Here is a 14349-nt window from a genome sequence, read left to right as displayed (position 1 = left end):
TTGCTTCCTTTTGGCTTCAAGGCAAAAAGGGAGTCGGGGTTATAGGGGTGGAAACCCCTTACTAAAATCTTAAATATACAATTCTTGCCGTTTCGTTTTTTTTACCTTCTCATGCCTGAAAATATAGTACCTTTGCACTGTTTTTCTGTGAAAGATTTTCAGCAGGCAATTTAATTCAGATCAAACAATTATGGACGAAATATTTCCGTTGGTAGATGAGCAGGGCAACGTAATCGGCAAAGCAACCCGCAAAGAATGTCACGGGGGAACGTTTTGGTTGCACCCTGTGGTTCATCTCCATATTTTTAACAGTAAAGGCGAACTCTTTCTTCAAAAACGAGCCATGACTAAGGATACACAACCCGGTAAATGGGATACTGCTGTCGGCGGTCACGTGGATTACGGAGAAGAAGTGGAAACGGCACTAAAACGTGAAGCTTTTGAAGAATTGGGCGTTACAGGATTTACTTCAAGTGTTGTTGCACGATATGTTTGGCAGTCGGCAGTAGAAAAGGAATTGGTAAATGCGTTCCGAACCGTTTATGACGGAAAGTTCAAACTCGACTACAATGAGCTGGACGAAGGTAGGTTTTGGACCATTGATGAAATAACGGCCTCATTGGGTAAAGGTATTTTTACGCCTAATTTTGAACATGATTTCATGTTGGTAATGAAATCCCTGAACAAGGAACAATAATGCAAAGAGTCGTTTCCTGTATTCGTCTGGCCTTGCCGAAAGCCACACACACTATCGTCTGGTTGCTGAAACTGATGCTGCCGGTGGCTTTGTTCGTCAGTTTTCTGCAATACTGGGGAGTAATGGACTGGATGGCACAGTATCTGTCTCCGGTGTTTATTCATATTGGCTTGCCAGGTGCTTCTGCTATCGTTTTTATTACCAGCCTGTTTTTGCCTCTCTATTCGGTTTTGGCTGTGATCGCAACCATGACATTGGGAATGCGAGAAATAACAATTCTGGCTATAATGTGCCTGATTTCGCATAGTTTGATAATAGAAACCGCGGTACAAAAACGAACGGGCTCTTCAGTACTGAACATGCTGGTAGTGCGTATTGGCATGAGTTTTACGGCTGCAGTGTTATTGAACTGGCTTTTGCCAACAACAGGATTTGCCGTATCACATTCTACAGAACAGGTAACGCACCTTTCATCTGTTACTGATGTACTGCTTTTGTGGGCTAAGAGCTCCATAATGTTGATTATTAAGGTTTCATTAATTCTTTACGGACTCTTTATTCTACAAAACCTACTCAACGAATTTAAGTGGCTCGATAAGATTTCAAGCTTCTTCGCGCCAATTATGAGATTTTTCGGGCTCTCAAGAGAAGTCTCATTTCTGTGGTTTGTTGCACAGACACTCGGGCTAGCATACGGATCGGCTGTGGTGATCGAACAGGTGGAAAAAGGTATAGTAAACAAGCGGGATGCCAATATGCTCAACTATCATATTGCCGTCAATCACTCATTGCTGGAAGATACGTTACTATTCGTTTCAATTGGTGTATCGATGTTCTGGATCGTGGTTCCCCGCATTGGACTGGCTTTTCTGGTCGTTTGGGGCATTCATGCAATACGAAGAATTATCCCGTCGATAAAATTGTAATTATCTCCATTAGTGAAGTATTTTTTGATAGAGTTATTTTAATTTACAAATTGTACATAACATGCTAAGAAATATATTATTGTGTCTTGTTATTTCAGTAACTACTTTATGTGTTGCACAAAAACAACCTGCTACGCCGCCCAACTATAATTCGCTAAGAAGAATCATAGTAGATGAAAAGTTTGATTGCTATTACCCGAAACTGATGCAACGTTTTCTGGCAAATGACACAACTATGACGATGGAGCAGGTACGTTCTCTGTATTATGGATATACGCTGCAAAAAGAATACAAGCCTTATTATCACAATACAAAGGATTCGCTGTTGTTTTCGTATGCCCGAAAGGTAAGCAAGACAACCGCAGACTGCGATACCATTATTCGACTCACCAGACAATCGTTGAGTGCTTTTCCATTCGATCTTTATAAGCTCAATCAATTGGCCTATGCTTATCATATGACTGGCAGAAACGATTTAGCTCATCTTTATACACTGAAAGCAAAGCAAATAGCCGCAGCTATTTTTTCAACAGGAGATGGGAGAACCCAGATGACAGCATGGCACGTAATTTCGGTTTCGGATGAATATGAACTGATTTATCTGCTGGGATTGTTTCCCGTCGACCAGCGCTTTGTTTACAGTGATTGTGATTTTATCACTGTAGCAAAAAACAGATTGGGCGTTAGAGGCTTCTATTTCAATATCAAAAGACTGATAGATGTAAATGGAGAAATGCCCACTTCTAATTGAATTAAGAACTTTATTCATACCTGAAAAACCGTGCTACGAGTATTAATTTAAGAATCAACTAAATAGTTTTAAGGCATGACACTTCAACCCGTCAACGATTTTGTTCAACAACATTCATATCCCGAGTTTTCATTAAAAGCAGTATTTTTCGACATGGACGGCGTTCTTTTCGATTCGATGCCGGCACATGCCGAAGCCTGGGTCAGAGCTATCCGTAACATTGGCATGCCTTTTACGCATTATGAGGCTTATATGCACGAGGGACGAACCGGATCGGGAACTATTAACGGCATTTTTCAACGCGAACTGGGACGTAATGCTACCAAGGAAGAGCTGGATGCCATTTATCAGCACAAAAGCGAAGAATTCAGAGATCTTAGCGAAACCATACCTATGCCGTTTGCCGACAATTTACTGAACAAGATCAAAGCAAAAGGTTTGGATATTGTTTTAGTAACCGGTTCGGGACAGGCAAGTCTGCTCGATAATTTGGAAGTTTACTATCCTGGAATTTTTCGTCAGGACAAAATGGTTACGGCTTTCGACGTAAAATATGGAAAACCCAATCCGGAACCTTACCTGATGGGCTTGCAAAAAGCGGGGGTAAAACCATGGGAGGCTGTAGTTGTGGAGAATGCTCCCCTAGGAGTGGAATCTGCCAAAGGTGCCGGAATATTCACTATTGCCATCAACACCGGTATTCTGGAAGATGACGTCCTGATTGATGCCGGTGCAAATATCGTTCTTCCCGGTATGGAAGAGCTTTTCAATCAATGGGACAACTTATTCTGATTAGTAATTTCAGACTGTATTTCGGGATATATACTAACAATGGTTCGTTATAAAATATGTTTCTCTCGCAAAGCCGCAAAGTCACAAAGAAAAACTTTCGGTTTTTCTTTGTAGCGTCTTAAGTCATAAATATATGTAGATCAATTATTGATGAGTACTTTGCGCCTCTGCGTCTTTGCGTGAAAAAATAAGTCGCAGAAAAAAACGATAAATCGTTTTTTTTATCTATCAATTTGATTTACAGCACCATAAGTGCTTTTGCAAAGAAGTGTTGTATTAAGGCAGATCTTTATCATTATAAATTAATAATTAGATACAGTGGATTTCAAGATTATATCGGAATACAAACCTACCGGCGATCAGCCTGAAGCAATTCGTCAGTTGGCCGAAGGGCTCAATAATGGAACAAAGTTTCAGACATTGCTTGGCGTGACCGGTTCCGGAAAAACCTTTACCATAGCCAATATGGTGCAGGAGGTGAATCGTCCGACACTGGTTTTGAGCCACAATAAGACTTTGGCTGCGCAGCTTTACGGAGAGTTCAAGAGTTTCTTTCCTAATAATGCGGTGGAGTATTTCGTTTCTTACTACGATTACTATCAACCAGAAGCTTATCTTCCGACCAGCGACACCTACATTGAAAAGGATCTTTCGATCAACGATGAAATAGAAAAACTCAGACTTTCAGCGACTTCGGCATTATTGTCGGGACGCAGAGATGTGCTGGTGGTGTCCTCCGTATCCTGCCTGTATGGTATCGGAAATCCGGAAGACTTTTACAGCAATACTATTCCCATTCACAAAGGCCAAACAATAGCCAGAAATGCGTTTCTCCGTTCTTTGGTGGATAGTTTGTATTCGCGAAACGAAATTGATTTCAATCGTGGTAATTTTCGGGTAAAAGGAGAAACGGTTGATATATTTCTGGCATATTCAGACGTTGCTCTGAGAGTTGTTTTCTGGGGTGACGAAATTGACGAAATAGAGACCATAGATCCGTTTAACGGTAATACTATTGAGATATTCGACCAATATCAGATTTATCCAGCCAATATCTTCGTTACAACGAAAGAACGCATCAATCGTGCCATAAATGAGATTCAGGACGACATGATGAAGCAGGTGGCTTTCTTCGAATCGGAAGGAAAACCATATGAAGCCAAAAGAATCAAGGAGAGAGTGACTTACGATCTTGAAATGATACGCGAATTGGGTTATTGTTCGGGGGTAGAAAACTATTCGCGCTATTTTGACGGGCGTGCTCCGGGTAGCCGGCCTTTCTGTCTGCTCGACTATTTTCCGAAAGATTTTTTGATGGTAATTGACGAAAGTCATGTTACGGTACCACAAATCCGCGCGATGTACGGAGGCGATGCTTCACGTAAACAGAATCTTGTAGAATACGGATTTCGTTTACCGGCAGCGATGGATAACCGTCCTTTGAAATTTGAAGAATTTGAAACGCTGACACCGCAAGTGATATTCGTAAGCGCCACGCCGGCGGACTACGAATTAAAACAGTCGGATGGGGTAGTGGTGGAACAGGTGGTGCGTCCTACTGGCTTGCTCGATCCTATTATCGACTTACGGCCCAGTCTGAACCAGATAGACGACTTGATGGAAGAGATTGCCCAACGTACCGAAAAAGACGAACGGGTGTTGGTAACCACGCTCACCAAGCGTATGGCCGAAGAGCTGACCGACTATTTCATGAAAATGGGTATCCGCTGTAACTATATCCACTCCGATGTTGATACGCTGGAACGGGTGAAGATTATGGAAGATCTCCGTAACGGACTCTTTGATGTTCTTGTTGGTGTAAATCTGCTTCGTGAAGGGCTCGATTTACCAGAGGTTTCTTTGGTGGCTATTTTGGATGCAGACAAAGAAGGCTTCCTCCGGTCGCACCGTTCACTTACACAGACTGCCGGTCGCGCTGCTCGTAACCTGAATGGTCGAGTGATTATGTATGCCGATAAAATCACCGACAGTATGCGTCAGACCATTGACGAAACAGCCCGTCGCCGCGAAAAACAGTTGGCATATAACGAAGCAAACGGCATCACTCCAAAATCGATCCGCAAGGGTCACACTTCAGTTTTAGGTAAACAGGCTGCCGAAAAAGCAGCAATGAAGGCTTATGTTGAACCGGAAACCGTGAATGTGGCTGCAGACCCAGTGGTTCAGTATATGAGCCGACCTGCCCTTGAAAAAGCTATCGAGAAGACCCGCAAAGCCATGCACGATGCAGCCAAGAAACTTGAGTTCATTGAAGCTGCTCAATACCGCGACGAACTTATCAAGCTGGAAGAGTTGTTGAAAAATAAAAAATAATTCACCACACGGAATACACAGAATAGACTGCTTATCTTTCAGTGTCATTCCGTTTATTCAGTGTATTCCGTGTGCCCAGATTTCATTGTTTTAGCGACTTCAGGTTTTCCAGCGCAAACGGAGCATGTTGGTGGATGCCTCCTACGATTGAACAGTTTTCCAGTTCCGCACAGTCACCACACGTATTGTATCCTTTACTTTTTACGCAATTACGCACCTGGCATTCATCGCAATGGGTGAATTTCACTCCCTCTTCACGGCAGCCGGTGCAATTGATAATCTCGTATGGAATATCAACACCAAATTGTTTCGACCACTCTTCTGCGGTTTGTTTTCTCAATTCGTCATCGTCCAGTAATGTGGCTTTACGTGCACCGCAGTCGGCGCAATCTAGGCCACAGCAAGAAATTAGTGTGTTCATAAATATTATTTTGTTTGTGGATAAGTGTCTGCTATATTGGCGACAAATGAATATTCTGGCTTAATATTTTGATTCAAAGTGTCACAAAATGCATTATATTTGAAGTATATTCTGCGTTCATGGAAACAACCATAAGGAAATCGCATAACCATAAAGGCATTCAGGCTTTCAAAGATAAGCTATTTGCCACGCTCTTTGGATTGGCTGTGGGATTTTCTTTTTTGTGTTCGTGTATCAATCTCAATACTGATGATTATCCGTGGGCAGAGTATTATACATTTCAGTTTTCAAGACAAGCTCTATTGAGCAAAATTAACTCCTTCAAAGACCGAAATCCTGATTATCAGTTGGTAGTTACATTACAAAGCGGGCAAAAAGTGGAACTTAAAAACACTTATACGGCTCATTTTTGCCATGTCTACTTTTATTTGAAGGACAGAAACGAAACGTTACATTGTGTCGTAAATATAAGCGATACCGCCAAGATTACTCAAATTGGACTTGAGGCGGTGTCAAAAGGAGTAGATTTTGGTCGCTGGCGTGAAATCAATACCAAAAAATTAACTCAAAAAGAGAATCGGGAGTTAAAGGCAATATTCGAAAAACAGATTCTTAATCAGTTAGGACAATGGAGACGGAAGTAGCATTTTTCTCACCTCTTTAACCTTTTACGATTACCAATCCAAAATCATTATCTTTGTACAATCTCAATAGAATAATTCCACGCAGTTTATGATAACAATGTTTTTGTGTCTCGTACTTATTTTGATGCCCGTTACAGGCCTATGGTTCTTTTATCCTAAATTCACCAAGAATACACAATTACCATTTATGTTGAAACTGGCGATTGGGGTTATTTTCTTTTCTATCGGGCTGGTTGTCACGTATGCAGCCATGTTACTGCAAATAAGTGCACTGAGTAGTCATGGCATCAGTAATATGGGCGGAGTGAAAATGTTGATACCTGTGGGTATTTTCACAAATCTGGTAGGCATTGCTTATATTGTCTTCTTCAAAAAAGACTGACACTGTTACTTCTTCAGAACCTCTTTCTTCGCAATATTCTCAGCATATCTAAAAGCTGCTATGCGAGCTATCAAGTCATAGGGAATCTCCTTGTTCAGCGGGAACCGGACGGTTCCACGCCCGATTTGGTATTCGGACAACTCTTCTTTGAACCGCTCGATGCCTGACGAGGTAGGGTAGAATCCAATATGGCTTTTGTATCCGGCAAAATAGACCATCGCACCGTGCAACTTGAACACCGGGATCTGATAACTGATACCTTCTTCCGCATCCGGTGCCACACTGCGAATCGTTTCCCGTACTTTTTGAAGCCTGATAGCTATTTCGTCCGGGAAACGTGCAATGTATTCGTCAATATTTTTAGCGACAGAATCTTTATTCATTTATCGGGATAGAAAAACATTTCCAAAACTCCCGTCGAAGGTTGTAAATCGTCCCATTTCTCAACATCGAAATCAAGCACTGCCACAGCAGATGTGGGAAGATGCTGGTTAAAATTACCAGTAAGTTTGGCGATAATATATGAAAGATTCGGATTATGGCCTACAATTAAAACGGTATCGGCCAAAGGTACTTCTTCAATTAGCAACTGTTTTATGTCGGCAAAATTGTAATCTCCATAAAGAAATTCTTCTTTAATAAGCCTTTCGATGCCGTATTGTTCAGCAAAAACGGTAGCAGTTTCTACAGCTCGCTTTGCCGGACTACAAATCACATCGTTTGGTGTTATTTCGGTACTATACAGTTGATTGGCAATTTTAACTGCATCATTTTTTCCTCTTTCGCATAGAATACGATCAACATCCGGGATTCCGGGTTGCAGAATTTCCGCTTTTGCATGGCGGACAAGTATAAGCTTTTTCATATGATCTGAATATTTTGAATTGATTGTTTCGATGTTTCCAAGGCAAATATATCCTTTTATTGCAAAAAACTCCTCGCGTAAAGGATGTTTTATATCAGGTTTTTGAAAATTGAAACAAAACAGCAATTTTATAGATGATGTTTCTATTGAATTATATAAATAAAACGATGAAGAATTTAAGCAACGAGAAACAGTTTTCCGCATCATCTTGTTGGCGTTTAGAGTGTGCTTCGATCGATTTTCTACCAACCAACTAGAGCTGATTAAAGCTCCTGGTTGAACTTTTTTGACTGAGTATAATAAATGCTATACTACGTTTATGTCAAATCAATATATTTTATGTTATTTATATAAATTATGGCTATTTATTTGTTTATTGTTAACATAATTATATTTGTTTAATAAATAACGAAATGAATAAATTCCATACATTTGTAGCGCTAAAATGTAGCAAAACCTAATGCTATTGCTTGATGTAGCGTGAATGTTTTGACTATTGACGTTAATAAAGCTACTTAATTAACTATTATCCAAATAAATAAAGTTAATGGTAGTATTATTAATAATATCTAAAGAGAAAAATATAATTATCTGTGAGAAAAGTAATTGCAGCCATATTCATCTGCGTTATTTTTTCCCATGTTCACTCTCAAACCAAAATAGGTGGAATCATAGGTCCCTCTGATACCAATGCCTATTTAGAACTTGGAGATGCTGCCAACGGGAAAAAGGGTTTGCTGCTGCCCCGCGTCAACTTAAATCTAACGACATCCCCGGTTCCATTAACATCGCATGTAAAGGGGATGCTGGTGTATAATAAAACCACGAATGGTAATAATTTACCCTACGTTTCCGAAGGTATTTATTATAATGATGGAACGCAATGGATTAAAATAATTGACATTTCTTCCACCTCTTCACTTACCAATGCCAACAATGGTCTTTCGAAAAGCGGTGCTAACATCGTGCAACTCGGAGGCTCTCTTATCAAGCCCACAACAATTACCGCTTCATCGGTTAATACTTTTTCTCTATCTGGTCTGCAAACGGGGTCAAAATCCGACAGTCTGATAGTTTCTGATGCTTCGGGAGTACTGCGCAAAATTTCTTTCAACGAACTTATTCAAAATCTGAATGTGACGAATGGGCTTACCTACGACCCGGCTACTCACACAATCTCGTTTGGGGGCAAACTCACTCAACCCACCACTATCAAAACCGATGCAACCAATACCCTTTCCATTACAGGATTGCAAACGGGCAGCGATACCGACAACTTCTTAGTGGCCGACCCCGCTACCGGTGTTATCAAATCGGTGTCCTCCTCCGCCATTGCAAGCGGCCGAAAGGTAGTGGTACATAAAGCCAATCAAGGCGACATCTCGTTTTCTACTCCTTACACGATAACCTCTGCCGACAAAATACAGGTGTACCGCAATGGCACAGAAATAGATTTTGCGGCTTCATTAGGCAGCAATACCATCACCCTTGATTTTATCAAAAACGGAGATGGCTCAGTTACAAGCTGTTTTGCGGGAGATGAGATTAAAATTTACCAATGGAGATAAAAACATTAAAAAACAATAATTAATTACCTATTTTATTCACATTTAAAATTTCGAAGAGATGAAAACAAATTCTACAAAACATTGGATGAAGGTGGCCGGCCTTTCGCTTGCCATCGGTACTCTTGCCTTATCGGCAAATGCTCAGAATACAACAACCGCAATTGACAAACAAGCATCTGTAGTTATTGCAACTACTCCAAAAGTTGGAGCTATCAGAGTAGTCGATAATAAAGGAACGATTAAGTATTTACAATCTAAAAATGGCCTTACTCAGATAACAAATACTGATCCAACCAATGGAAGTGTAGTAACCACCTGGCAATTGGGAGGAACATTGACTGATAATACGTACATAGATGCTACTGGTAAAATTTTTGGCTTAGATGGAATTACTCAGGCAGCAGCAACGGATGCAGCTTCAGCTGCTGATTTGAATGCTGTACACACGGGAACAACCGCAGGCAAGTGGACCTTATTAGTTCGTGATGAAGCTACTGGTGCAATTAAAAAACTGTTATTTTCAGATCTAGCAAAAGGTGGACAAACGAGTGCGAAAATTGGAACAGATAAACTTGCAGATGGGACTACAGTAAGTTCTGCTGGTGCTGATTATACTTACACTGATGCTACATTTCCTGTTGATGTACAGAAAGTATCTGTTTATCGTAATGGAATAAAATTATTAGCAGGTACTGATTATTCTGTTTCTGGTTTAGCAGGTGCCGCTACGGTAACAGTTAAACATGCAAGCGGAACGGACCCAGAAGATTATTCATTTATTGCAGGTGATAGAATCGAAGTTCAGTGGGTTAAATAAAAATTTCCCTATATATTCTTAGAGGCAAGGATAATTCCTTGCCTCTAAGCTACTTTTTTCGTTTCAGTTTATACACAATCAAAATCTAAGGTACTGGTTAAAATGCTTTCATCTTCTTCTAAAATCTGGATATTTTTACTCTTCTCATTTGCACTTACTCCGAATGTAATTGCTCAGACCACCGTGCGTGTTATCGACAATAAAGGCACAATAAAAGATATCGAACAATCAAAATGGAAGCAGGTAGGTAATGACATATACAACAAAAACTCCGGCAATGTAGGAATTGGAACTTCAACTCCGATGGCCAAATTTGATAATGAGGGGGCTACCATATTGGGTTCAACAGCATTATCCAACTTTACAACCAACACTACACTCACAGCTTTTACAACTGTGGATGCTTTCTCTGGAGCGGTAATCACACAAACAACTCCGGGCATATCATTAACATTACCTTCACCTACCAATTCAACAGCAGGGAGAATTTTTCAGGTATCCAATAACAACACTTCTACACAGATAATTACAGTGGGAGGTGTTATTATTGCACCAGGAAGTTCCACTCTTTTTCGTTGGGATGGAGGAGCGTGGAATTCGCTGACAGCTGCGACCGTTACTTCAGCTACTAACGACTGGCACTTAACAGGCAATAGTGGCATTTCAACGCCCGCAATTCCTACAACATACGGAACAACATCATTGGGAGTCACAGAAAATTGGCTTGGAACAAAAGATGCGAATGATTTTGTAGTAGGAACTCAAAATATAGAACGATTAAGAGTTAAATCGGATGGTAGTATTGGAATTGGAACTGCAACTACAGCAGCAAATACCTTATTTACAATCAATCCAACTACAAACAACTTTAGAAATGGAATAAGTATGACTCTCACTGGTGCAAGCAGTTCTGCTACAGGCATCAGTATAAATTCAAGTACGAGTAATGTTAATGGCCTTTTAGTCACAAATTCTTCCGGTGCGACAACCAGTGCGTTTTATGGACTGGGATCTGTATTGAGTAATACAAATATTGTATCAGGTTATTTAGGTTATCGCAATGGTAGTGGTGTAAGTTATGGATTATATGGAGTTAATGGAACTATAGGCTCTTATACTTCTGCATCCAATAGTTATGCTGCTTTCCTTCAGGGACGAACGGTAATTTCATCCGATGGATCGCCATCATCTCCTCTTGGCGTTGACTTAGAAATTCAGAATACTACTGCAGGAGCAGGAAATCCGGCAATACTATCAATGCGGCAAACAACACAAAATACTACATCAGGAACATCATTGGCAAAGATTAATTTTGGTGATAGTTATTCGACATCGAATGTTCCTCAAGCCCAGATACAAGCTATAAGAGATGCTGCAGGAGGTGCATCAAATGATCTACCAACGGCATTGATATTCAGTACAACACCTGACGGATCTGCAACAATTGCAGAACGAGTGCGTATCAGTAATGCTGGGAATGTCGGAATTGGAACCACCTCACCATCTACTTTATTACACATTAATAGCAGTAGTAGCCCTGCTTTTCGGTTGGTGGATGGAACGCAAGGCACAGGAAAAATTTTAACTTCAGATGTGAATGGAAATGCCTCTTGGTCAGGAATCTCTTCCATAGGTTCAATTTCTTTATCGGCAGGTACGGCAAGTACTGCACCTGCCTGGTCTGTGTCTCCTGTTAGTTTAGGTGGAAGTACACAATTAAACATTCCTCTGGCAAATACAATCGGTGTCACTGCCGGGCTGATAAGCAATACCGATTGGAATACGTTTAATAGCAAAGAGCCAGCTATAACAGCAGGCACAACAGCACAATACTGGAGGGGGGACAAAACCTGGCAAACGCTGAACACATCAGTAGTTCCAGAGGTCACCAACTTGTATTATACTGATGCCAGAGCCCGATCAGCTATTTCTCTTACAACAACCGGCACAAGTGGGGCTGCAACTTATAATAGTACTACTGGGGTCTTGAATATTCCAAATTATGCTGATGGCGGAATTACTTCTTTGAATGGACTAACGGGGCTTACTCAAACGTTTGCAACAGGTATAGCTGGGACAGACTTTAATATCTCATCAAGCGGGACTGTTCATACATTCAATCTTCCCACTGCTAGTGCTACAAACAGAGGCTTGCTGTCTTCATCGAATTGGACAACCTTCAACAATAAAGTATCGAGTGTTACTGCGGGAAGTACAAAAATAACGATCGGAGGAACTGCTACGGCTCCGACTGTTGATATAAATACTTCAAATCTAGGAACAATTGGCTTGTCAACAGGAACGACTGGTACAGACGTGAATGTGAGTGGTTCTCCAGTCAATTTGGGTGGATCCTTCACTCTTAATATCCCTACAGCAAGCGCAACAAATCGGGGGGCAATTTCTTCGGCAGACTGGACTACTTTTAATAGTAAGATAGGGAGCGTAACTGGAAGTTCTCCAATAACAGTGACAATGGCCGGAACTAATGCTAATGTGTCAGTAGGATATGATAACTCAACAATAAAAGTAAATGGGAGTAATCAATTGTATACGGTAAATAATGGTACTGTTACAAACTTTTCCGCAGGAGATTTATCTCCTTTGTTTACAACAACTGAGGCTACCACTACTACTACACCAGCATTGTCTTTTGCTTTGTCGAACGCCCCTGCCACTACAATTTTTGGCAATAACACAGGAGCAAGTGCAGCCCCTTCTTACTTCTCATCTGGTAGTTTATCTGTTGCCGGTGATGTGACAGGTACACTGGGTACAACAACAGTAGCAAGAATCCAAAATATTCCTGTAAAATCAGGAATACCATCGAACGGCCAGATTTTAGCATATAACAGCACAACAAGTCAATGGGAACCCGCAGCCAATAGCGGTAGTGGGTGGAGTCTTACCGGTAATGCCGGGACCACCGCTGGAACTAATTTTTTAGGGACAACGGATAATCAGGATTTAGTTTTCAAAACTAATAATACAGAATCGGGTAGAACTAGTGTTTATCAATTTTCAACTTCGTTTGGTATCGGAGCAACAGCAGCATACCAATCAACTGCTATTGGTAATAGCGCAAAAGCTTCTGCTGCAACTGGAGTCGCTATTGGCTTTGGTGCTCAGTCAAAGGATCAATTTGGCATCGCTATTGGAGGCGGAGATGATGTGAGTGGAACAAACGCGGCAAATGCATCAGCCCAAGGAGCAATTGCTATTGGTTATAAAAGTAATGCAAATACTCAGTATAATATTGCTTTGGGAAACAACGCGCAGGCTATAAACGCATCATCAGCAATAGCAATAGGCGTAGACACTAAAGTACAGGGATGGCAATCAACAGGAATTGGCTATGGAGCAACTACAAGTCAACAAAATACTCTTATTTTAGGAAATACATCTGGAAGCGGAGCTGCTACAAAGGTTGGTATTGGGACAAGTATTCCTGCAAATGCAATGCATGTTAAAGCCACGGCAGACCCGCTACGGTTAGAGGGTTTGCAAGAATCAACTAATACTAATGATAGAAATTTAGTAGTAAATTCTTCCGGCGAAGTAAAAATATCTATCCCTAGTTCCAGTGGTTTTTCAGGCTATATGAATATCTCCCCTAATAATGTGACTTTTAATGGAGGTGGTATTAATAAAATAACTGTAGGTACTGCATTGATGGACATAGCAGGAGAATATAATACTTCGTCGGGGATTTTTACTCCTGTTAATTCAGGAATATATGTTTTTGAAATGATGATTACTTACAGTGGAAATGGTTATAATACTCATGATATTTATGGAGACGGAGATAACAGAGCTGTGTTTGGCTTTGCATCAGGTGGTAATTGGATAGCAAGGTTTAATTTTGAAAGTTCAATAGATCCAAGGGCAAATTTCTGTAAAGGGGTTGTCAATTTAACTGCAGGACAACAATATTATTTTGGCATTGTAAATTCTTCATATAGTACTAACGGAACAATTACAACTTATTCCTCTGGTAGCACCGGCAGCGGCATCGGCACCTATTTTAGCATACAAAGAATTAAATAAAAACAATTTATTTGTTGGATATAATTTCCTAGTATATTTATTTTATATCAAAAATAAGGGCAATATACAGATTATGGCTGTGAATCCAAATTTTCTTAGCAAAAG

13 protein-coding genes are annotated in these 14349 nt (G+C 40.6%); 10 read left to right on the top strand and 3 right to left on the bottom strand.

The genetic code is table 11. The features are described 5' to 3' along the window. The first annotated feature begins 187 nt into the window (after positions 1-187). The 5 genes from F8N35_RS11905 (at position 188) to uvrB (ending at position 5500) form a co-directional block, all read left to right on the top strand. Positions 188-697, top strand: a complete 510-nt coding sequence (locus F8N35_RS11905) for an NUDIX domain-containing protein (RefSeq protein ID WP_293053656.1) — start codon at positions 188-190, stop codon at positions 695-697. Beyond that, the gene (locus F8N35_RS11900) at positions 697-1623 is read left to right on the top strand and encodes a nucleoside recognition domain-containing protein (RefSeq protein ID WP_293053255.1); all 927 of its coding nucleotides are present in this window, start codon (positions 697-699) and stop codon (positions 1621-1623) included. The genes F8N35_RS11905 and F8N35_RS11900 overlap by 1 nt, the downstream gene beginning before the upstream one ends. A 61-nt stretch (positions 1624-1684) precedes the next feature. Further along, positions 1685-2374: a DUF4919 domain-containing protein gene (locus tag F8N35_RS11895; RefSeq protein ID WP_293053252.1), complete on the top strand. Its 690-nt coding sequence runs from the start codon at positions 1685-1687 to the stop codon at positions 2372-2374. A 75-nt stretch (positions 2375-2449) separates the two neighbouring features. Continuing rightward, positions 2450-3166 (top strand): HAD-IA family hydrolase, encoded by a 717-nt coding sequence (locus F8N35_RS11890; protein WP_293053249.1) that lies wholly within the window; start codon positions 2450-2452, stop codon positions 3164-3166. A gap of 318 nt (positions 3167-3484) precedes the next feature. Then, positions 3485-5500 (top strand): excinuclease ABC subunit UvrB, encoded by a 2016-nt coding sequence (uvrB, locus tag F8N35_RS11885; RefSeq protein WP_293053246.1) that lies wholly within the window; start codon positions 3485-3487, stop codon positions 5498-5500. An 82-nt stretch (positions 5501-5582) separates the two neighbouring features. Here the strand turns inward: uvrB and F8N35_RS11880 are convergent, their stop codons facing one another. After that, positions 5583-5921, bottom strand: coding sequence for a DUF3795 domain-containing protein (locus F8N35_RS11880; RefSeq protein ID WP_293053243.1), 339 nt, complete (start codon positions 5919-5921; stop codon positions 5583-5585). Between the two features lie 119 nt (positions 5922-6040). Between F8N35_RS11880 and F8N35_RS11875 the strand changes: the two genes are divergently transcribed. Next, positions 6041-6565, top strand: a complete 525-nt coding sequence (locus F8N35_RS11875) for a hypothetical protein (RefSeq protein WP_293053240.1) — start codon at positions 6041-6043, stop codon at positions 6563-6565. Positions 6566-6653: 88 nt separating this feature from the next. Continuing rightward, positions 6654-6947: a hypothetical protein gene (locus tag F8N35_RS11870; protein WP_293053237.1), complete on the top strand. Its 294-nt coding sequence runs from the start codon at positions 6654-6656 to the stop codon at positions 6945-6947. A gap of 5 nt (positions 6948-6952) precedes the next feature. Here the strand turns inward: F8N35_RS11870 and F8N35_RS11865 are convergent, their stop codons facing one another. Continuing rightward, complete coding sequence (locus tag F8N35_RS11865) at positions 6953-7330, bottom strand: DUF1801 domain-containing protein (RefSeq protein WP_293053235.1); 378 nt, start codon at positions 7328-7330, stop codon at positions 6953-6955. Next, positions 7327-7812: a histidine phosphatase family protein gene (locus tag F8N35_RS11860; protein WP_293053233.1), complete on the bottom strand. Its 486-nt coding sequence runs from the start codon at positions 7810-7812 to the stop codon at positions 7327-7329. The genes F8N35_RS11865 and F8N35_RS11860 overlap by 4 nt, the downstream gene beginning before the upstream one ends. A 593-nt stretch (positions 7813-8405) precedes the next feature. Here F8N35_RS11860 and F8N35_RS11855 point away from each other — a divergent pair. The 3 genes from F8N35_RS11855 to F8N35_RS11845 all read left to right on the top strand — a co-directional run bounded on the left by F8N35_RS11855 (position 8406) and on the right by F8N35_RS11845 (position 14244). Beyond that, positions 8406-9380, top strand: coding sequence for a hypothetical protein (locus F8N35_RS11855; RefSeq protein ID WP_293053230.1), 975 nt, complete (start codon positions 8406-8408; stop codon positions 9378-9380). Positions 9381-9438: 58 nt separating this feature from the next. Continuing rightward, entirely contained in the window at positions 9439-10197 is a 759-nt protein-coding gene (locus F8N35_RS11850; protein WP_293053227.1) for a hypothetical protein, read from the top strand. Positions 10198-10299: 102 nt separating this feature from the next. Then, a complete protein-coding gene (locus F8N35_RS11845; protein WP_293053224.1) occupies positions 10300-14244 on the top strand; it encodes a hypothetical protein in 3945 nt (1314 codons plus the stop codon). Positions 14245-14349: the final 105 nt, after the last annotated feature.

Origin of the sequence: Paludibacter sp. (genome assembly GCF_009712605.1) — a bacterium.
GTDB lineage: Bacteria > Bacteroidota > Bacteroidia > Bacteroidales > Paludibacteraceae > Microbacter.
Note: the sequence above shows the minus strand (reverse complement) of the source record. Positions and strands in the feature narration are given on the sequence as shown.